17 protein-coding genes and 2 tRNA genes are annotated in these 21935 nt (G+C 42.5%); 5 read left to right on the top strand and 14 right to left on the bottom strand.

Going from position 1 to position 21935, the window contains the following annotated elements:
• The first annotated feature begins 22 nt into the window (after nt 1-22).
• Complete coding sequence (carB, locus tag NMG48_RS16845) at nt 23-3274, top strand: carbamoyl-phosphate synthase large subunit (protein WP_271252613.1); 3252 nt, start codon at nt 23-25, stop codon at nt 3272-3274.
• A 78-nt stretch (nt 3275-3352) separates the two neighbouring features.
• Here carB and NMG48_RS16840 read toward each other — a convergent pair whose 3' ends face one another.
• The 6 genes from NMG48_RS16840 to NMG48_RS16815 form a co-directional block, all read right to left on the bottom strand.
• On the bottom strand, nt 3353-4732 hold the full coding sequence (locus NMG48_RS16840; RefSeq protein WP_271252612.1) for a (Fe-S)-binding protein: 1380 nt from the start codon (nt 4730-4732) through the stop codon (nt 3353-3355).
• 50 nt (nt 4733-4782) lie between these two features.
• Entirely contained in the window at nt 4783-6174 is a 1392-nt protein-coding gene (locus NMG48_RS16835; protein ID WP_271252611.1) for an FAD-binding oxidoreductase, read from the bottom strand.
• 33 nt (nt 6175-6207) lie between these two features.
• On the bottom strand, nt 6208-7914 hold the full coding sequence (locus NMG48_RS16830; protein WP_271252610.1) for a serine/threonine-protein kinase: 1707 nt from the start codon (nt 7912-7914) through the stop codon (nt 6208-6210).
• 259 nt (nt 7915-8173) lie between these two features.
• Nucleotides 8174-8911 (bottom strand): Ycf66 family protein, encoded by a 738-nt coding sequence (locus NMG48_RS16825; RefSeq protein ID WP_271252609.1) that lies wholly within the window; start codon nt 8909-8911, stop codon nt 8174-8176.
• Between the two features lie 294 nt (nt 8912-9205).
• Entirely contained in the window at nt 9206-9325 is a 120-nt protein-coding gene (locus NMG48_RS16820; protein WP_126386443.1) for a photosystem II reaction center X protein, read from the bottom strand.
• 363 nt (nt 9326-9688) lie between these two features.
• The gene (locus NMG48_RS16815; RefSeq protein WP_271252608.1) at nt 9689-10162 is read right to left on the bottom strand and encodes a phosphate-starvation-inducible PsiE family protein; all 474 of its coding nucleotides are present in this window, start codon (nt 10160-10162) and stop codon (nt 9689-9691) included.
• Between the two features lie 173 nt (nt 10163-10335).
• Between NMG48_RS16815 and NMG48_RS16810 the strand changes: the two genes are divergently transcribed.
• The gene (locus NMG48_RS16810; RefSeq protein WP_271252607.1) at nt 10336-11283 is read left to right on the top strand and encodes a LysR family transcriptional regulator; all 948 of its coding nucleotides are present in this window, start codon (nt 10336-10338) and stop codon (nt 11281-11283) included.
• A 43-nt stretch (nt 11284-11326) separates the two neighbouring features.
• On the opposite strand, the gene NMG48_RS16805 is transcribed toward NMG48_RS16810, so the two are convergent.
• The 8 genes from NMG48_RS16805 to NMG48_RS16770 form a co-directional block, all read right to left on the bottom strand.
• A tRNA-Cys gene (locus tag NMG48_RS16805) sits at nt 11327-11397 on the bottom strand.
• 555 nt (nt 11398-11952) lie between these two features.
• Nucleotides 11953-12843 carry a sulfate ABC transporter permease subunit CysW gene (gene cysW / locus NMG48_RS16800; protein ID WP_271252606.1) on the bottom strand — a complete coding sequence of 297 codons (891 nt, stop codon included), beginning with the start codon at nt 12841-12843 and terminating at the stop codon, nt 11953-11955.
• Nucleotides 12836-13687, bottom strand: coding sequence for a sulfate ABC transporter permease subunit CysT (gene cysT / locus NMG48_RS16795; RefSeq protein WP_271252605.1), 852 nt, complete (start codon nt 13685-13687; stop codon nt 12836-12838). Before cysT ends, cysW begins: the two co-directional genes overlap by 8 nt.
• Nucleotides 13688-13901: 214 nt before the next feature.
• A complete protein-coding gene (locus NMG48_RS16790; RefSeq protein WP_345961285.1) occupies nt 13902-14978 on the bottom strand; it encodes a sulfate ABC transporter substrate-binding protein in 1077 nt (358 codons plus the stop codon).
• Nucleotides 14979-15431: 453 nt separating this feature from the next.
• On the bottom strand, nt 15432-16775 hold the full coding sequence (locus NMG48_RS16785) for a hemolysin family protein (protein ID WP_271252603.1): 1344 nt from the start codon (nt 16773-16775) through the stop codon (nt 15432-15434).
• Between the two features lie 137 nt (nt 16776-16912).
• On the bottom strand, nt 16913-18442 hold the full coding sequence (gene malQ / locus NMG48_RS16780; protein ID WP_271252602.1) for a 4-alpha-glucanotransferase: 1530 nt from the start codon (nt 18440-18442) through the stop codon (nt 16913-16915).
• Between the two features lie 135 nt (nt 18443-18577).
• Complete coding sequence (locus NMG48_RS16775; protein WP_271252601.1) at nt 18578-19834, bottom strand: late competence development ComFB family protein; 1257 nt, start codon at nt 19832-19834, stop codon at nt 18578-18580.
• Nucleotides 19835-20028: 194 nt separating this feature from the next.
• Nucleotides 20029-20102 (bottom strand) — tRNA-Val (locus tag NMG48_RS16770).
• 57 nt (nt 20103-20159) lie between these two features.
• Between NMG48_RS16770 and NMG48_RS16765 the strand changes: the two genes are divergently transcribed.
• The 3 genes from NMG48_RS16765 (at nt 20160) to NMG48_RS16755 (ending at nt 21915) form a co-directional block, all read left to right on the top strand.
• Nucleotides 20160-20417, top strand: coding sequence for a glutaredoxin family protein (locus NMG48_RS16765; protein WP_271252600.1), 258 nt, complete (start codon nt 20160-20162; stop codon nt 20415-20417).
• 483 nt (nt 20418-20900) lie between these two features.
• Nucleotides 20901-21605 (top strand): energy-coupling factor ABC transporter permease, encoded by a 705-nt coding sequence (locus NMG48_RS16760; RefSeq protein ID WP_271252599.1) that lies wholly within the window; start codon nt 20901-20903, stop codon nt 21603-21605.
• A complete protein-coding gene (locus NMG48_RS16755; RefSeq protein ID WP_271252598.1) occupies nt 21598-21915 on the top strand; it encodes a PDGLE domain-containing protein in 318 nt (105 codons plus the stop codon). The genes NMG48_RS16760 and NMG48_RS16755 overlap by 8 nt, the downstream gene beginning before the upstream one ends.
• Nucleotides 21916-21935: the final 20 nt, after the last annotated feature.

Here is a 21935-nt window from a genome sequence, read left to right as displayed (position 1 = left end):
TACCTAAGAAATACAAGATTATATGCCCCGCCGTAATGACATTCAGAAAATTTTGCTGATTGGCGCTGGTCCGATCGTGATCGGGCAAGCCTGCGAATTTGACTATTCGGGAACCCAAGCCTGTAAGGTTCTACGGGACGAGGGCTATTACGTGATCCTAGTTAACTCCAATCCCGCTACGATCATGACCGATCCCGCTACCGCCGATCGCACCTACATTGAGCCAATTACCCCCGAAGTTGTCGCCCAAATTATTGAAAAAGAAAGACCTGATGCACTACTCCCCACGATGGGTGGACAGACAGCGCTAAATACTGCCGTAGCCCTTGCTAAAAATGGTGTTTTAGAAAAGTATGGCGTTGAACTAATTGGCGCAAAACTAGATGCGATCGAGATGGCAGAGGATCGCAAACTGTTTAAAGAGGCGATGGAGCGGATCGGCGTTGCCATGTGTCCATCGGGCTTGGGGACAACGATGGAAGAATCCCGTGCGATCGCCCAAGAAATTGGTACTTATCCTTTGATCATCCGTCCTGCCTTCACGATGGGTGGTACGGGCGGCGGGATCGCCTACAACCAAGAGGAGTTTGAAGAAATTTGTGCCTCTGGTCTCGAAGCAAGTCCTGTGTCGCAAATCCTAATCGAGCGATCGCTAATTGGCTGGAAAGAATACGAGCTGGAGGTAATGCGCGACCTCGCCGATAACGTGGTGATCATTTGCAGCATCGAAAATATTGATCCGATGGGTATTCATACGGGTGACTCGATTACAGTTGCACCTGCTCAAACCTTGACCGATAAGGAATATCAGCGCTTGCGTGACTATGCAATTAAAATCATTCGCGAAATTGGCGTAGAAACTGGCGGATCGAATATTCAGTTCTCGATCAATCCTGAAAATGGCGAAGTGGTGGTCATTGAGATGAATCCTCGTGTATCCCGCAGTTCGGCACTTGCCTCCAAAGCCACAGGATTCCCGATCGCTAAATTTGCGGCGAAACTAGCCGTTGGCTACACCCTTGATGAAATCTCTAACGACATTACCAAGAAAACTCCCGCCAGTTTCGAGCCAACCATTGATTATGTCGTTACCAAGATTCCTCGCTTTGCCTTCGAGAAATTTCCCGGTTCTGAGCCAGTTCTCACCACCCAAATGAAGTCCGTCGGTGAAGCGATGGCAATCGGTCGGACTTTCCAAGAGTCATTCCAAAAGGCTTTGCGATCGCTAGAAGTTGGTCGCTTTGGTTTTGGGGGCGATCGCGAAGAGACTCTGCCCGATCTCGACAAAATCAAATATAGTCTGCGGACTCCTAACCCCGATCGCATTTTCTCGATTCGTGATGGATTCCTCTCGGGGCTGTCAGTACAAGCCATTTTTGAGCTAACCAATATCGATCCTTGGTTCCTCCAAAAAATGCGTGAGATTACCGATGTGGAACTCTCGATCAAAGGTCGGAAGCTTGAAAGTATCCTCAAGGATGAGATGCTGGAAACTAAACGACTAGGATTCAGCGATCGCCAAATTGCCTATCTTACAAGCACAAATGAAGATGCAGTGCGTGCCTATCGCAAATCCCTTGGTGTAATTCCTTCTTACAAAACCGTTGACACCTGTGCCGCCGAGTTTGAAGCGCTCACTCCCTATCACTACTCCACCTACGAAGAAGAATCGGAAATCATGCCTTCGACCAAACGTAAGGTGATGATTCTCGGTGGGGGACCTAATCGGATTGGACAGGGGATTGAATTTGACTATTGCTGCTGTCATGCCAGCTACGCTTTACGCGCCGCAGGTTTTGAGACGATCATGGTTAACTCCAATCCTGAAACCGTTTCCACCGATTACGACACTAGCGATCGCCTCTATTTCGAGCCATTGACTCGCGAAGATGTATTGAACATCATCGAAGCAGAAAATCCTGAAGGTGTGATCATTCAGTTTGGTGGACAAACACCTCTGAAGCTGTCAGTGCCGCTTCTGCGCTATTTGGAAGAGAATAATTCTACAACTAAGATTTGGGGAACTTCTCCCGATTCCATTGATACTGCCGAAGATCGGGAACGCTTCGAGGCAATCTGTCAAAAGTTGGGCATCCTACAGCCTAATAATGGCTTAGCCCGTTCCGAAGAGGAAGCGATCGCTGTCGCCCAGCGTGTTAGCTATCCCGTCGTCGTACGTCCTAGCTATGTTCTCGGTGGTCGCGGTATGGAGGTAGTTTACTCCGATGCCGAACTCGAAGACTATATGCGTCGCGCCATTATCATCGAGCCTGAACACCCTGTACTCATCGATCAGTTCCTTGAAGGTGCAGTCGAAGTGGATGTGGATGCGATCGCCGATCAACTTGGTAATGTCACCATCGGCGGCATCATGGAGCATATTGAGGAGGCAGGAATTCACTCAGGTGACTCCGCTTGTTCTATCCCGACATTCTCATTACCACCCGAAGTTCTCACGACAATCCGTGAATGGACAATTAGCCTCGCTAAAGCTCTAAACGTGATTGGTTTGATGAATATTCAATATGCGGTGCAGTTGAATAATAGCAATCCCAAGGCAAGCAAAGTCTTTATTCTTGAAGCCAATCCTCGCGCTTCACGCACCGTTCCCTATGTTAGCAAAGCAATTAACGTTCCCCTCGTGAACTATGCTTCACGAATTATGTCTGGCGCAACTCTCGCCGAGTTGGGTTTAACAGAAGAGGTAATTCCGAAGCATATCTCGATTAAGGAAGCGGTGCTACCCTTTGCCAAGTTTGCAGGAACCGATACGATTTTGGGTCCTGAAATGCGATCGACGGGCGAAGTTATGGGTATTGACACTGAGTTTGGTCGAGCCTTTGCGAAAGCGCAAATTGCCGCAGGAACACATTTGCCACTAGAGGGAACTGTATTTCTCTCAGTTAACGATCGCGATAAAAGCGGCATTCCTGCCGTTGCTGAAGCCTTTGTCGAGCTTGGGTTTAAAATTGTGGCAACCGAAGGAACCTATAAAATCCTCCGTCGCAACAATATCGAATCCAAACAGGTTCTCAAAGTCCATGAAGGTCGTCCCCACATTGGCGACTCGATGAAAAATGGTCAGATTCAACTGATCGTTAATTCACCAAGTGGCGAGGAGGCAAAAACTGATGGCAAAATGATTCGGCGGACAGCTCTAGCTTACAAAATCCCTGTGATTACCACCCTTGCAGGGGCAAAAGCGGCGATCGCTGCCATTCGTTCTCTCCAATCTGGAGCAATTTCTGTAACTGCACTACAAGATTATGCTTAAAAAATAATGGACGGCGCAAAGCGCTGCCTGTTATATAAGATGGGCGGCGCAAAGCGCCGCTCATCTTAATATCTAGGATTATCTAATTTTTTTGCCGCGAATAGAATGGTCTAAAAGTTCCATTGGGTGCATCAACAAAACATTTTTATTCTGCAACTTCAAATGCTTACGAATTTGGGTAATACATCCCACATTTGCCGAAGCAATTACTTCTGCGCCAGTGTCCGTGAGATTAGTTACTTTCATCTCGCCTAACTCATGACCAACTTCTGGTTGCAAAATATTATAAATTCCTGCACTGCCACAACAAAGAGAAGCATCAATAGATTCTCTTAACTGTACATTGGGAATCTGACGTAACAGGCGACGAGGTTCAAGGCTGATTTTTTGTCCATGCAGCATGTGACAAGCATCTTGATAGGCGATCGCCAAAGGTGCGTCTTGTAACGGTGATAACTTTGCCGTCAAACCAACATTATCTAGAAACTCCTGCACATCCTTAACTTGACTAGAGAATGCTTTCGCTTTTTCGGCATAGTGGGGATCATCCTTGAGAATATGTCCATATTCCTTCAGTGTATGTCCACAACCTGATGCGTTAATTAACACCGCATCCAAATTCAAATCTGCAAACACATCGATAGTTTGTTTAGCTAGTTCTAGGGTTTGTGTCTCCTGACCTTGGTGATGGGACAAAGCACCACAACAGCCTTGCAGTTTAGGAATCACAACTTCGCAACCATTAGCAGTTAATACACGAACCGTCGCATTATTCACCTCTGGCAAAAATACACGTTGTACACATCCCAAAATCATGCCTACGCGATAGCGCTTTTCTCCCTTTGCAGGAATTATTTCAGGCAAATTATCTTTAAAAGCATCGGCGGTTAGTTCTGGTAATACCGACTCCATAGCGGCAACTTGCTCAGGCAGAAACTTCTCTAACCAACCCGTCGATCGCAATAGTTTTTGTAAACCTAATTTCTGATAAGCCAGTAGAGGGGCAAGTAGAATTCTAAGACGATTTGGGTAGGGGAATGTGGCAAAAATAAATTGACGCAACAATTTTTCAGGTAGCGATCGCCGATGATTTCTATCAACTTGGGCGCGAGTTGCCTCGATGAGTTGGTCATACTGCACACCAGAGGGGCAAGTGGTCACACAGGCTAAGCAACCTAAGCAAGTGTCAAAATGCTGCGCGATCGCAGGGGATAGGGGAATATCACCTTCATTAATTCCATCCATCAAATAGATTCTACCCCTTGGGGAATCTGTCTCTTTGCCAATTACTCTATAGCTAGGACAAGTGGACAAACAGAAGCCACAATGGACACAAGCATCGATTAATTCTGGACTTGGAGGATTTTTGCTGTCAAAGGTTTCAGAAAAGATTGAATTAGATGAATTAGTCAAATTTGCCGCTATATTTTCAGAATTAGGCTTGTCAGAAACTTGCATATGGATAGTTATTAGTGATGAAAAAACTGATTAGAGAATTGTGATTAATGTTAAAAAAGTCGCGCAGGGCTGAATAATCCTCTGGGATCAAATTGTTGTTGAATTTTGATCATCAGATCGCGAGCATTGCCTCTATATCCCCAAACATCGCTCAAAATACTATTAAATTTCAAATTTTGGGGTGCTTCGAGAATTGTCAAAAATCCACTCTGAGCTTCTGCAATAGTTCTGACTTGTGCTAGCTGCTCATCTATATCTTGTGAATTTTCTACTCGTAACAGCCCTAACCCGCTACCAGCATGAACTTGGAGATAATATTCTTGATTGCTAAAAATTTTTTCGCATTGCTCAACTAGCGACACACTAGACGATGGCAAGATACCTAGTTTACAAACAACATGATTACTCATTGATTGTGCCGCATTACGAAGCTCCCTTTGCCAAATTAGATTATTTAGCGATCGCCAAAAATCAGAAACTGCATCAATAATCTGAACTTGTAGATTCAATGCTTTGGCAAGAGATGCGATGCGATCGCCCTGTTCGATGACGCTAACTTTCAGGCTTGAGAATTGCACCACTAATCCAACACCTTCTCCTAAACCTAATTTCGTAATTACTGAAGCTGATAACAGATCGCAAGCTGTCGGAGTCAATACAGATTTACTAATTTGCTGCTGCAATTGGGCGATCTCATCTGCCGTACCAGTCACTAGAGCAATTTGTGTAAATTCTGGCAAGGGATAGAGTCTAAAGGTAATCGTTGAGGCAATGCCCAATGTGCCATAGGAGCTTGTTAATAATTTCATCAGGTCATAGCCAGCCACATTTTTTACGACGCGCCCCCCTGCCTTTACTACTTCCCCATCGGAGCGTACAAACTCAATGCCTAAGCACATATCACGCACACTGTTATAACGATGCCGTAAGGAACCTGCACTACCCGTTGCTAAAATCCCCCCAATCGTTGCATCTGTCTCATAGGGTGGATCGATCGCTAAAAATTGTCCTTCCTTCGCTAAGATTGCTTGTAAATCCTGATATTTCACTCCCGCTTGTACCGTCACCGTCAGATCGCCCACACAATGCTCAATGACTTGATTTAACTGCGCTGTACTGATCACCACATCAGCACGACTGACCAAACCACCCCAATCTAATTTTGTGGCATTACCGCAAGGTAATACTCGTAATCGATGTTCATAGGCTAAGGCGATCGCCTTAGATAGCTCATCAATACTTTGGGGATAAATTACACAGGCAGGCGGGAGGCTATCAGGTGTAAGACTCTGCACGATTCGATCATGCAAATGGGATTTGAGGCTAGCAAAAGCGATAACTTGATCATTTCCCAAAAGCTCTGTAAACAGTGCAACTAATTGATTATCTGTAAGTCTCACAAGGTTAATATCCGTACATACATATCCCAGTTTAGTTGGCACTTTGCACCAGCTAAAATATTTTTAAAATAAGCTTTAAAATAGGCGCTTACTACCATCAGGGCGAATTGTCCCCCAATTAGTTTTTGCCTGAGCTAGCTGCTCATCGGAGATTTTCGCCCCCTTCAAATCTGCTCCACAAAGATTTGTGCCATTGAGATTTGCTTGGCTGAGATAGGCTCCCTTTAAGTTTGCCCCACTTAAATTTGCTCCTGATAAGTCAGCTTTGCTCATATAGGCTGATTGCAAATTAGCCTCGCGCAGATCCGCCAAGATCAGCGAAGCACTACCAAGATCCGACTTAATCAAGATCGCCCGTTGCATTTTTGCTTCTCGTAAATTCGCACTATTGAGTTTTGCCTGAGATAGGTTTGCGCCTTGGAAGCTTGCACCTACTAAATCGCTATGGCAAAAATCTGCCTCAACTAACTTGGAGCGACTCATTACAATCCCTGAAAGGGTTGCACTACCAAAGGCAGCCTTAGAATAGTCTTGGTTTGCAAAGTTACGTTTGCCTTGACTATATTCAACAATGACTTTGCGTCCACCTTTGAGTTCACCACTGAGACGACTACTACCAGCACGGGTATTGCCTGCTGTGAGCATACCGCTATTATCCCATTGCGTTCCCTGTGTGCCACTGCCATACTTCGGTGTTTGAATACGCGAGTTGGGCATTGGTGTGTTCGCCGCCCTCATGCTTACCGATGATGGCGCAGATGACACATTGTTAGTAACCACTGGAGCGACAGTTTTTGGCGCTTCTTCGGTGATACCACCAGATTCCAATGCTTTCAATGCTTCTTCAGCAGAGCGGAAACGTTGAGATACTGATTGTTGCAGCAGTTTCTCAAACACAAACCTCATGCGATCGCTAAGTTTAACTTGAGATTTCCAATTAATCTCTCCTGTATAAGGATCATGGGGTAAGTCCTTAGGCGATCGCCCTGTCATTAAGTAGAGACAACTCATCGCCGTCGCATACAAATCACTAGAATAGACAGGACGCATTGCCATCTGTTCTGGTGGCGCAAACCCCGGAGTCCCGATCGCAAAATTGGTTAATAAGCCACTGGGATCATCATCTGCGGAAGGTTTATTTAGTTGGCTAGACACTGCCCCAAAGTCAATTAGCACCAACTGACCATCCTGTTTGCGCCGCATGATATTGGCAGGCTTAATGTCACGGTGGATTACTCCATTTTGGTGCATGAAACCAAGGGCTGGAAAAATTTCTGCAAGCACTTTCCGAATTTCAATTTCGCTAAAGGCTCCACGACGTTCAAATTCTTGTTTTAAAGTTTCCCCATCGACAAATTCTTGAACTAGGTAAAAATTACCATCTTCTTCAAAATAATCTAGTAAACGAGGAATTTGAGGGTGACTACCAATCTTGCCAAGGGTATAGGCTTCACGCTCAAATAATTCCCTTGCCATTTTCATCACACTGGGTGATTGGGTATTTGGGCGTAATTGCTTGACTACACAGGAGGGAAATCCAGGAAGTCCTTCGTCGGCAGCAAGAAATGTTGCACCAAATCCACCCTTACCCAGTGGACGACTTGCTCGATAACGATTTCGCAGCTTTAAATTAGAACCACAGGTCGCACAATTAGCAGCGAATGGTTCATTATTTGGATTAGCACAGTTCGGATTAACGCAATAACTCACGGTTGATCGAAAGCCCAAGTGATGGTTGATCAAATAAATTTGTAAGGCTTTAACGACATTTTGCTTTGTCATTTACCTTACATAGACTTCTAGCTTAAATCAATTTTAAAGATTCTTTCAAAGATTCTATAGCAATAATTCATGATTTAGAGCTTTGAAAGCGGCTATTGCCATATACCAATGGTATAAGCATCACAAATCTCTAGGATAAATTTAAGTCGATGTCTGGAAAATCAAACAAATAGATTTAGTAAATCTCGGTAAATGCCAATTATGAAATGTCAAAGATATAGCTAAGCTACAAACTTGAGATTAACTCTAGCAAATAAATTTAAAAATCGTCAGTATCGGAAATTTCAGTATTTGGATAGGATGGACGAGTTGATGGTCTACGTCTGCGTCCAGATGTAACACTATCCTTGCTAGAGGGATCGCTATTAGTAAAACCCTCGGCTTCACTATTGCGATTTCTAGGACGATCACCATTGGCATTATCACCACTAGGACGTGGACGACGCTTGGGACTTACAGGACGAATATCACTTTCGTCGATATCAATAACTGAATCATTATTGCCAGTATTACGTTTAGGGCGGCGTGACCGACGTTCATCGGTAGTATCTCCTCTGAGTTCACTGGCTTCTGCACTGTTGGGGATAGAACCACGCATCCGTCTCGCAGAGTCGCGATCGCGACGGGGAGCAATTTCGCGAGTGGGATCAATTTCCACGCGATAGTCAGATCCAATGGGTTCTTCGTCATCAACCAATGGGCTGGATGGCGCTCTACGTGCCTGATTAGCTAAAGCTTGACGCAGGACTAAAGATTCCACTGCGAACCAACCAGCAAATCCGACTACCAGAACCTGTGCTAGCTGAGTGGTAATTTCCATCCGAAAATTAAAAGCTAGCAGAATAATTCCATAAACCAAAGCGATCGCTGAGAAAAATATGTCATGGTCGCGGGCTAATTCGGGTCGAAAATTTCGCACAAAATATAAACCCACACCTCCTAAAGCGGCAACGATTGCCAAAAGAATCATTAGCGGGTTGCCACCGATGTTGATCATGGTTCTATATTTCTCCTAAAGAATTGCTTTTTTATCGCTATTTGGGTCGCTATTTTCCCACCAAACTAATACCAACTCTCAAAATGGCATTGCTATTTTGAGAGTTTAAAAATCTGAATGTTTTGTTGTCATTTCTTTGAAATTGTGGTTATAGCTCAAAGATTTGGAACAAATAGGTGGTGAAGTAGGTAAACTTTACCAATCAGTATAGCAAGACAGCGCTATTGATTGCCTGAGGTAGACTATCTCTAAAAAAGCCCCGCAAAGCGAGGCTTTTTTGCTTACAAGCTTATATTAACCACGACGGATAACTTTGTCCTTTTGGCTAACAACATACAATGCTGCGAAAATGAGACCAAGAACTACAGCACCTGCGACAAGGCTGCCTAGAAAGTTAGTTAAAGATTGTGTCATATAGGTTTGTAGGTAAAGTTGATATGTTACAGATTAAATACTTAGCACAATTTTAACATCAGGCAGCATCAGGTATCGCAACTACTCATATCCCAATTCGTATAACAATATTGAGCCACACTGAGGGCATCATCCATACTTATATGAACATGAGTTTGATATAGCCATTTACGTCAGGCGAAGCTCGACGTAAATGGCAGAAAATGGCATTAAATAACGCGAGTTCGGGATGATTTAAAACGGGCTTTTAGATAGGGTTTGCTACGCAAACCCTATCTAATCAAAAGTAAAAGCCTTGCTTAGCAAGGCTTTTACTTTTTGGCTTTTAAAATTTGCCAGCTTAACCCGAACTGACGTTAAGTATTAATGCTTATGGGATTGATTTTGACTACGGACAATCCAGTAGCTAATGGAAAGAGATAGAACCGCGATCGCTAGACCAGTTAAATCTCCCTCAGTTTTACTATCAAAAATAACGATCTTCCGAGCAACCGCAGTTAAGGCAGTAATAATTACCAACTCTAGCTGAATGACATGCTGCCGTAGGTAAGCCGTGACATTTTCCATAAGTTCCAAGGCAATTAACACATTTAGGAACATGCCAAAGATCTTCAGGAGTGGTGCAGTAAACACTCCTTTGGGATCGGTAATAAACAAGTCAATCGTCAAAAGCTTCAATAGGTCAAAGAGGGCAATAAAGATCACGAATATTAGGGCGATCGCCAATATTTTGGAAACAATATTTTCAATTTTGCTGATGGCGTTTAAAAAGCTTTCATCCTTAAAGCTAATCGCGAAATAGCGTAATAAATTTGTAATTTTCTGCCTGAGTCTCATTGTGAAGCCCTAATTTAAAATCTTAACGTACATCTGCTGAAGGTAGGAATACAAGCTGATACTTCATGGGAATGCAAAAACGCTATAGGTGATTATATAAATCAAATACATAGAATAAAAATATATATTAATGCTAAAATCATAGAATACAGTCTATGATTTTGTCACTTACTATGAGTTACCGCCTATCCGATTCTCAATTAGCAAGCCACATTACGTTGCACCAGCTACAGGTTTTTGAAGTGGCAGCTCGGCATGGTAGCTACACTCGCGCCGCAGAGGAACTATTTCTCACGCAGCCAACGGTTTCCATGCAAATCAAGCATCTTACTAAGGCAATTGGAATGCCTTTATTTGAGCAGGTTGGGAAAAGGCTATTTCTCACTCAGGCTGGTAATGAGTTGTTTACAACCTGTCAAGAAATATTTGGTCGCATATCACAATTTGAAATGAGTGTTGCTGATATGAAGGGGTTAAAGCAGGGATATTTAAAAATTACTGTGGTAACGACAGCAAAATATGTAATTCCTCGTTTGCTAGGTCCTTTTTGTCAGCGCTATCCAGGGGTGGAAATATCGCTGAAAGTGACAAACCATAGCGGTGTTTTAGAAAGATTATCTGAGAATAAAGATGATTTATATATTCTCAGTCAAGTTCCTGATGAACCAGATGTGAAATCCCATCCATTTTTGGCAAATCCCCTAGTTGTACTTGCTAATCATGATCATCCTTTGGCTCATGAAAAAAATATTCCTATTCAAAAGTTAGCTGATCAACCTTTTATCACCAGAGAATCTGGTTCAGGAACCAGAGGATATGTACAGAAGCTATTTGATGCTCATAAAATTACGCCCAAAGTCAAGATGGAACTATCCAGCAATGAGGCAATTAAACAGGCGATCGCAGGTGGTTTAGGAATTTCGATCCTATCGCGACATACGATTGCCTTAGAGGGGGCTTCAGGACAGATTGCTATTTTGGATGTCGAACATTTCCCAATTCCTTGCAATTGGTATGTGATTCATCTTGCTGGCAAACAGCTATCAGTAGTAGCACAGACTTTTTTAGAATATCTACAAACTGAAGGTAAACAAATTGCTGAGGATACCTCAGCATGGTAATAAAAAAGACTGATTGCAAAGCAATCAGTCTTTTTTTAATTGAAGGCGGCACCCAGATTTGAACTGGGGGTGAGAGTTTTGCAGACTCCTGCCTTACCACTTGGCTATGCCGCCGAACGGATATTTACTATAACAAATTAGGTCACTAGTTGCAAACAACCCAAAATATTTTTACCTCACTCAGAATATAAGTAGCTGGGCGCAGTTAAATCTAACGTCAGTTCTGGTTAAGCTGGCAAATTTTAAAAGATCAAAAGTGAAAGCCTTGCTACGCAAGGCTTTCACTTTTGATCTTTGAGAGAGGGTTTGCGTAGCAAACCCTCTCTCAAAGATTGTTTTAAATTATCCCGAACTTGCGTTAAATAAACGTGAGTTCGATAAGGTCATTTGCGCGGCGCGAAGCGCCGCGCAAATGACGGAAAATGGGGAAAATTGCTTAGCGATTTTCCCCATTTTCCGCATTCGTCGAACTGACGTTAAATAACCTATAGCGCACAATCTACGTGCGCTATAGGTTTTGGTTCTGTTTTCTATAGCAATGCCAGAAATAGCTAGGAGAAATAAGACCCCCAAGGATAAGTGGTGACGCAAAGTGTCACCACTTATCCTTGGGGCTTAAGTTATAAGCAAAACTTAGATTGCCATAAGACAAAAATATTTTGGGAGAGATTAGCTTTTTTTCTTATGAGTTGTTCTGCGTTCGAGAATTTCCTTGAGAATCAAAGTAACAACAGCCAACAGAGCAAGGAGAACAGCAGCAGAATAAGCAACCTCCGTGTCATACTGCTTATAGGATTCCTCAACAAACAGAGGTAAACTCTGAGTTTTAGCAGCAATATTACCTGAAACCACAGATACCGCGCCAAATTCACCCATAGCCCGAGCATTAGTTAAAACCAAACCATAGAGAAGCCCCCAACGAATATTAGGTAAAACAACCCTCCAGAAAATCTGCCAATCATTAGCGCCAAGAGTACGTGCCGCCTCCTCTTGATCTGTACCCATTTCATCAAGGACAGGAATTACCTCACGAGCAATAAAAGGCATACTCACAAAGATGGTGGCAAGTAACATACCAGGAAAAGCAAATACGACTTTGATATCATTAGCTTCTAACCAAGAGCCAAACCAACCGAGCCTACCGTAAAGCAAAACAATCATCAAACCCGCAACCACAGGAGAGATAGAGAAAGGAAGATCGATGATACTAAGTAAAAGAGCCTTACCTGGAAACTTATTACGAGCGATCGCCCAAGCAGCACTTAAACCAAAAATAGTATTTAGAGGCAAAGCAATAACAGCGAGAGAAACAGTTAGCTTGATCGCATTTTGGAAATCAGAACGTTTCATCGCTTCAAGAATCGGACTAAAGCCCTTGCTAAAAGCAGTGACAAATACATTAGCCGCAGGTAGAAGCAGCACTAGACCAAGATAAAGAAAAGCGATCGCAATTAAAATTGCAGGAGCAAAACTTTTCTTCTGAGGAATTTTAGTTGGTTGCGAAGAATTTTGAGAGCGATCGCTCTCAAAATTCTTTACAGAATTATCCAAATTAGCCATATCGTTTACTCCAAGCCTGTAAGAGATTAATAGCGAGGAGACTCACAAAGGATATAGCTAACATCACTACGCCAATGACCGTTGCTCCTACATAGTCATACTGTTCCAAACGCTGAAAGATCAAAATAGGCGTGATCAGGTCTTTAAATGGCGTGTTGGATGCAATGATTACCGTTGAGCCATATTCGCCTACGGCTCGCGAAAATCCAAGCGCTACTCCTGTCAAAATCGCAGGTGTCAGAGGAGGCAGGATTACTTGGATGAAGGTTTGGAGTTTTGATGCGCCCAGTGACCAGGCCGCTTCTTCGATTTCTTTTTCTAGTTCGGTGAGAACAGGTTGTACCGTTCTGACGATAAAGGGTAGAGAGATAAACATCATCGCGATCCAAACGCCGATACGGGTAAAGGCGATTTTGATGCCCATCGGTGCAAACAGTGACCCAATCCAGCCTTTCTCGCTATAGACAGTAGCGAGAGTAAGCCCTGCCACAGCAGTAGGTAGAGCAAAGGGTAAGTCTACAACCGCTTCGAGAAAGCGTTTGCCGAAGAATTCATACCTTACGAGCACCCATGCGATTAACGTCCCAAATACGCCATTGATGGCGGCGGCGGCGAAGGCAGTGATGAAAGTGATTTCGTAACTAGACAGTGCGATGGGGCTGGTGGCGGTTTTCCAGAAACTCTCGAAGGGTTCGCTGGATGCTTTGGTGAGCATGGCGGCGATCGGTAGTATCAGGAGCAAGGCTAGATAGACGATGGTGATGATCCATGTCCAAGGAATTTTGGATAGATATTTCAGTATAGGATTGGATTTCTTTGGTGAGGAGGGTTTGATCGTTACCATATGGTCTTAAATAAAGTTTTGGGCTTTGGCATGGGACAAAATACAAAGTTTTATAAAAAATTCTCTAAAGTTCTATAAATTTTTCTATAAATTTAGTTATTACTTCGGCATAACTTAAATCCAACTCTAAAATCTACAAAGCAAACTGTGCGATCACCACAAATTTTAGAGTTTTATATTTAATTTTGCTTCCTTATTCAACAATCGCAGAACCTTAACGCTTGATTTTTGATTGAATCTTGTCAAAGGCTGCACCATCTGCAAAAAACTTTTTATTGATTTCATCCCAGCCGCCAAAGTCTTTCACGGTTGCGAGTTCTTTAACTTTGGGATAAAGATCGACAAATTGCTTCTCTTGAGCTACAGACTGCTCAACGGGACGGAACCCAAGTTTAGCAAACTCAATTTGTGCTTCTGGTGTATATAAAAATTGGACAAATGCTTCAGCGACTTCTTTTGTCCCATGCTTTGCAGCATTCTTGTCCACCACCGCAATGGGATTATCAATTGAAACATTCACATCAGGAATAACATAGCTGACCTTCTGTCCTTTTTGGGAAGCAAGAACAACCTCATTTTCATAGTTAATTAATACATCCCCTTGACCTTGCTTAAAGAAGGCATCGGTTGCTTCTCTAGCATCTTTAGTCAAAATTGGTACATTCCTAAATACTTTAACTAGTGCTTCTTCAGCTTTTGCATCACTACCACCTTTCTTGAATTCAGCATTCCATAGAGCAAGAAAATTCCAACGAGCCACTCCAGAAGTTTTAGGATCAGCAGTAATCAGGCTAACACCATCTTTTCCTAAGTCTGCCCAATCCTTAATACCTTTGGGATTGCCTTCACGGGTTACTAGTGCTGCAACAGATTTAGAAACAATTGACTCATTGGGAAATTCTTGTTCCCAACCTTTATCGATTAGTCCTGCTTTTTCAATTTTTGCGGTGTCTGCGGCAAGGGCAAGATGAACGATATCAGCTTCTAGACCGTCGATGACGGCACGGGTTTGTGAACCTGAACCACCATAGCTTTGATTAAATACAACCTTTTGATTATGTTCTTTTTGCCACTTTTCCACAAATTTGGGAATAATAGCTGCGTGGGCTTGCTTAGTGACAGCAAAGGAAACTAGGGTTAGTTCAACATCCTTTTGACTGTTTGCATTAGATTTTATGCCTGTGCAAGCTGCCATAGTGAAGCTAATTAACGTACCCACTAAGAAGAAAGAGACAAATTTACGTCCCCATTTTTTCCATTTATTCTCCTGTTGATATTTGTGAGTGAACATATTTGGGAGATCTATAAATATTCGGACAAATATTCGAGCGATCGCCTTGGCTAGCAACTTCAAATTGCTGAAAGGATTTTGACTTAAACTCATGAGCGCATCTCTAAGAAAATAATCCACGGTATTGCTGCGGGAATACCGTACTTAAATACCATACAGTATTTTTCTGTCACATACAAAGAAAATCTGGTAGTCCTAAAAAGGAAAGGATTATCGTAAGAATGGGCGGTGCTTAGCGCCGCCCATTCTTACCTATTTAGCACTACCGAAAATATCAAGGAGTGCGATCGCTTTTCATGCGCTCTCTTTAGCATCAGTTGGGCAAAAGATCAAAACGGGAAGAATCACTTAGCGATTCTTCCCGTTTTGCTTCTTTTACGCAGTAGCTATATCAAATTCACGTTTTGCAAATTAAAAAATACACTCAATAAGGGTTTTAGAATTGCAAAATGGCTATTTTTTGGAGTTGTTTTTGAGATCTTCATCTGGTAGTGATACAGGTGGCGATAAATTTATTAACACTTTATCCACTCGATTGCCATCCATATCCACAACTTCAAAACGGATTCTCTCCCATGTAAAATGTTCGCCAACCATAGGAATATGACGGAGATAAGTCATCATCAGTCCACCGAGAGTATGGTAATTGCGTTCCTCTTCATATGGGAGATCTTCGACTTCAAGAATCTCTTTGAGCCGATCGCTAGAAATCATTCCATCAATTAGCCAAGAACCATCTTCTCTTTGAATTGCATCGGGATCACCTTGGCGATCGCTTGATGGCAAATCACCCACGATTGCTTCAAGTAGGTCAGTGAGAGTTACCATTCCCTCGACACCACCATACTCATCAGTCACCATAGCAACGCGATCACCCGACTGTTTAAATTGCTCTAATACACTTAAAGCACTAGCAGTTTCAGCTACATACAGAGGAGGACTACTAACTTTTAAGAGATCTATAGGCGTTCCGTGAATACTTGCATTTAGAAATTCACGAATATCAACAATTCCTACACAGTCATCAAGATTTTCTCTAGCCACTGGAAATCGCGAATGACCACTCTCTAAAACTTCGCGTTGTGTTTCTTCAAATGGAGAATCGATATCAATCCAGTCAATCTCGGTGCGGGGAGTCATCAGAGCTTTGATGGGGCGATCGCCTAAACGAAATACCCGCTCCACCATATCTTGCTCTGCTTCTTCAAACATCCCTGACTCTGCGCCCTGAGCAATCATTACTTTGATTTCTTCTTCAGTGACTTGCGCTTCTTCATTTGCCTGAATTCCCAATAAGCTGAGTAGGGCTTCAGTGGAAATACTAAGTAAATAAACGATCGGAGTACCAATATTCGCAAGAAATCGCATCGGTGGGGCAACACTACAGGCAATGCGCTCAGCATTACTCATTGCTAGTCGCTTGGGTACAAGTTCACCCACGACTAGCGATAGGTAAGTAATAAGTCCTACCACAATCGCAAAGCTAAGAGATTCGCTATAGGGTTTTACCAGAGGTATAGTATCTAATACCCTTTCAAGGCTCTTTGCTACAGTTGTGCCACCCAAAGCACCACTCAAAATTCCGATTAAAGTAATGCCAATTTGGGTGGTTGACAAAAAATTGTTGGGTGAGCTGATTAGCCTTAAAGCAGCTCTAGCTTTTGCATTTCCTTCTTTTGCCCATTGTTCTAGGCGTACTTTTCGAGCTGAAACAATGGCTAGCTCAGACATCGAAAATACACCATTGGCAATAATCAGCAAAATAATGAATAAAGCTTCAAAAGCGAGGGAAGACATTGTTTTTAGAGCAGAACGACCTTATGGGAATCGTTTGAGAAATTGGTTAATGATAGTTATATATTCTCATACCAAATTTTGTGTCAAGTTTCCCAAGACTCAAAAAAGGTGTGACACTTCGTGTCACACCTTTTTTTTTAACGGCTATAGAGTTGGGTCACATCCAACAAGCGATCGCTAAGATCTTGATTTAGTAAATCGGGATCGCTATAGCGCCAGCCCCAGTTACCTGTAGCTGTACCTGGGACATTCATCCGTGCGCTGTTGTCTAAACCGAGAACATCCTGTAAAGGAACGATCGCAATTACAGCTACTGATGCCATTGCCATGCGGATTAATGCCCAGTTAATCGGCTCCCCTGTGGCGAAACCAACTACGTATTTATAAAACAATTGCTTTTCATAATTGCTGGAACGTTGCCACCAACCCACTGCGGTGTCATTATCATGAGTCCCACTGTAAACAACACTATTGTGTCTGTAGTGGTGGGGTAAATGAAAGTTGCCAGAGTCACCACCAAAAGCAAATAGTAGCACCTGCATTCCCGGAAAGCCAAAATCATCCCGTAATTTGATGACTTCAGGAGTGATCACCCCAAGATCTTCGGCAAGAATTGGCAACTCACCCATTACTTCATTGAGCTTCGTAAACAGCTCATCTCCCAAGGCAAGCTTCCACTCACCTTTGATGGCATTCTCCTCACCTGCGGGAACTTGCCAAAATGATTCAAAACCTCGAAAGTGATCGATGCGAATAATATCTACATAGCGATTTAAAAATCGGAAGCGATCGATCCACCAAGCAAAATTAGTTTCTTGAAGATAATCCCAGTTATAGACAGGATTTCCCCAGAGCTGACCTGTTGCGCTGAAATAGTCGGGTGGTACTCCCGCCATCTGCGTGACTTCGTAGGTTTCAGGATCGAGCGCAAAGTTTTCAGGGTTTGCCCAAACGTCAGCACTGTTATGAGAGACATAGATGGGAATATCGCCAATAATCCGAATATTTCGCATATTGGCATATTGCTTGAGTTTTAACCATTGATCGAAAAAGAGAAACTGCACAAATCTCTGAAACTCGATTTGCTCATGCAATTCTTCGCGCTTTTGTTGCAATGCTTGGGGTTCCCGTTTGGCGATCGCAGGTTCCCACTGATTCCAAAGGATTTCGGGATTTTCTTCATGCAATGCGACAAACAACACATAGTCTTCGAGCCAGTCTGCCTCTTCATAGCAAAACTTTTTGAACTGCTCTTGGATTAAATACAAATCATGATGATGTTGGGGATCTTGATCGACATAACCCTGTTTGAAGCGTGTATAGGCAAGTTCTAATAACTTACGTTTGTAAGGTATCACTGTCTCAAAATCAACACGATCTTGGTCAAAATCAGGAATATCTTCCCAATCTTCTTCTTTAAGTAAATATTGCTTCGCTAAAAGCTCTGGACTAATGAGATAGGGATTGCCAGCGATCGCACTAAAACTCATGTAGGGAGAATTACCGTATCCTGTGGGGCCAAGGGGCAGCACTTGCCAAAGCTTCTGACCACTACGGGATAAAAACTCAATAAATTGATAAGCCGTCTCTCCTAAATCCCCAATCCCAAATTTGCTGGGCAATGAGGTTGGATGTAACAAAATTCCACTAGCACGTTGAAAAGCCATAGACAAAATACAAAAGCTTTTAGATCTGGCTCTACTTTACCGCCTTATGTATCGTCTTAAAGAGTTTTGTTTTCTTACCTTCGGCAGGAAAACAAAACCTTACTTTACTAGACTGGGAAACACTATTTAAGTAGCTCAAATAATTCCGTCTGCTGCCATTTCTTCACGGGTATAACTAACCGTGAAATCTAAAAAAGACGCATAAAGTTCGATCGCCGCAACCGCAGGAAAAAGTCGCAAAGTACTAATCCCTAAGTTTTTAGGATTATCTGCTAACCAGCCAAAAGCAGACTTAGTATGGGTTCGGATAATTAATATTTCTCCTTCACTACTATTGCTAAGTGATAATTCTGCATCCCCAGGTTTCAGATACATTTCGCTATAAATCTGTCCTAACATACGCCAATGTTGTCGCCAATAGGTCATACCTTGACGCTCTTGTGCGATCGCATATTCTGCTAAAGAAGCGATGTTGCGCCATGTAATATCATCCCGTTGAAAGATGAGGCGTAATTCCCTCATTGCCTGTTCACAATCCTCTTCAAACTTAAGCAATGGTAGCGGATCGGCAAGGCGACGGGGTGTTTTGCTCAAGGTCATCATGGACTGAATTACCGTTGATTCAATTTGGCTAGATAACTCCTCTTTCGCTTTCTGAGTTTGCCAAATTACTCCTTGCTCTGTAGTTGCATACATAGGAGGCAAGCGATTCAGCACATAGGCAGCAACATCATCAATCCCCACCTTGCGTGGCAACATATTTGCCATATGCACCAATTGGTTTTGGATTTCTTGTTTTACTAGGTCTTCTAAAACGTTAATAAGGAAATAAGAAGCAGAAATAATATATGAGGTCAGTTCAGGATTGGGTAATTCCACATTAGTATGCCAATCAGCATGACTATGAGCATTTTCTTTTCTGTGTAAATAGCCTTTAATCTCGTGAATACGACGACGATCGTTAACACTTAAACCCGCATATTCTGGAGTATGGGTGACTAAAGTAAGGGTTTCTTGAAAAGACTGAGGTACATCTTGCCATATTAGAGATGGCTTACTAAAAAGACGTTGGAGCTTCGTTAAAACATGTGCAGGAGTTTCAATTTTGCTAGCAGCAATTTTAGTTACTTGTCGCAAAGAATCACGCTTGACTCCTAGTAGTGCATGTTGAACAGTACTGACAATTTGATTTTTTAAATCATTATGGGCGCGTTTACGCTGTTGTAACCAACCTCGACTAGTACTTGCGTAGAGAACTGGCAATCGATTAAGGGCAAAGGCAGTCACCTCACTAAGGTTAATTGCTTCGCGTGCTTGTTGGTTCAGGTGCTTGATCTGCTCCTGTACCTCTACGACAACGATTTCCTCAAGGGCATTTTTGAGGCTGGTCATAAATTTTTGTCACTAGAAATTCTGTAGGTACTAACCTTTTTCAATCTTACTGTCAATTTAATATCAATAATCAATACAAAAGAATGATTTTTATTTAACATTATAAAAAATATGTGGATATTTAATTAATAAAAAGAAGTTGCTAGAAATTGCTTAGATACCGCTTAAAAAAACAGACAATCTCTAAATCACAATGAACACAAGTGGACTCGAACCACCGACCCCCACGATGTCAACGTGGTGCTCTAACCAACTGAGCTATGCGTTCTGACGGATTAATAATATAACATAGTCAAGGTGAATTCAACAAAAAATATCAAAATCTATGAAATTAATTTTGTATAGCAAGCAAGGTTGTTGTTTATGTGAGGGTTTGCTGACAAAATTACAAGCGGTCAAAAAGGTTGTCTTTGAGTTAGAGATTAGGGATATCACCACTAGCTCAGACTGGTTCGATCGCTACCAGTACGAAATTCCTGTCTTGTGTGTACTGAACGATCGCCAACAGGAGCAGGAATTACCAAGATTTCCACCGCGATCGCCTGTGACTAAACTTGAGGAATTACTTCAGCGTTATCAATAGGTCTAGCAATCTCTGGCAATTTTTATAGTTGTGCCACGCTCCGCGTGGCACAACTATAAAATATAAAAATTACTGGATTCTATTGGTTAAGTTCTTGAGTTTGACAGGCGTAGTTAGGTATTCATTCGCGCCTGCTTCTAAATATCTCTCGAGATCGCCGCCCATCACACAACCCGTCAGGACAATTACAGGAGAATATTTGTCAATTCAGAATTAGCCCGAATATATTTAACGTCAGTTGGGGTTAAGCTGCCAAATCTTAAAACCCCAAAAGTAAAAGCCTTGCTAAGCAAGGCTTTTACTTTTGGGGTTTGAGAGAGGGTTTGCTACGCAAACCCTCTCTCAAAGAACGTTTCAAATTATCCCGAACTCGCGTTATTTAATTGCCGTGAGAACATCCTATCCATTAATTTTTTTGTTGTTTTCGATGCGAAACCTACACATCATCATTACTATAATTTTCAAGAACCTTGAGAATTATAGATGTTTTCATTACCCATTCATTTAGCCATGCATATTCCCGATGGCTATCTCAGTTTGCCAGTGAGTTTAGTGACAGGAGGTATAGCGATCGCTCTTATTTCTCTCTCCCTCAGTCATGTGCAATCAGAATATAAAGAACGTACTGTTCCCTTGATGGGAGTTAGTGCTGCTTTTATTTTTGCTGCCCAAATGGTGAATTTTCCAATTATTGGCGGAACATCGGGGCATTTGCTAGGTGGCACTCTGGCGGGGATTTTGCTAGGTCCTTGGGCTGGTTCGCTGGTGATGTCAGTAGTTTTTATTGTCCAGTCAGTTATGTTTCAGGATGGTGGACTAACGGCTTTAGGTGCAAATATCGCGATTATGGGATTGATTGGAACCTTTGGTGGCTATTATCTCTATCGACTTTTGCGATCGCTCGTGGGCAGAAATACTTGGCTTGGGATGAGTGTGGCAACGGCGATCGCTTCATGGTCAAGTTTAGTTGTAGCCTCAGCAGTCTGTGCAGTTCTCCTAGCTATCTCTGATACTGTTCCCTTAGTATTAGGGCTAACTGCAATGTTATCTTGGCACTGTATGATTGGTATTGGCGAAGCATTCATTACCCTAGCTGTCATAAGCTTTCTCTGGCGTACTCGTCCTGAACTAATTTACGATTCTCCAAATTACAAATCTTCAAGGGTTACGATCAATAAAGATGAATAAAAATAGTATATGGATAATCTCAGGTCTAGCTTGCGCTCTAGGTATTGCTGCATTTCTCTCTCCCTTTGCTAGTAAGTCTCCCGATGGACTAGATCGGGTCTCTCAGGATTTAAAATTTGAATCAAAAGCTGCTGCGGAACCACCAACTAAGCAACTTCCATTTGCTCAGATTTTTGAAGAATATTCGATTAAATTTATTCCTAATCAAAAAGTATCCACAGCAATTGCAGGTGTGACAGGTACTATGGTTGTCTTTGGCTTAGCATGGGGCATTGGCAAACTTGCAACTCGCAAATCTGAATCACAGTGATAAGACCCAGAAGATTATGC

This window comes from Pseudanabaena sp. Chao 1811, assembly GCF_027942295.1.
In the GTDB taxonomy this organism is placed as follows: domain Bacteria; phylum Cyanobacteriota; class Cyanobacteriia; order Pseudanabaenales; family Pseudanabaenaceae; genus Pseudanabaena.
The sequence above is the reverse complement of the archived record's forward strand: the minus strand, read 5'-3'. Positions and strand labels throughout refer to the sequence as shown.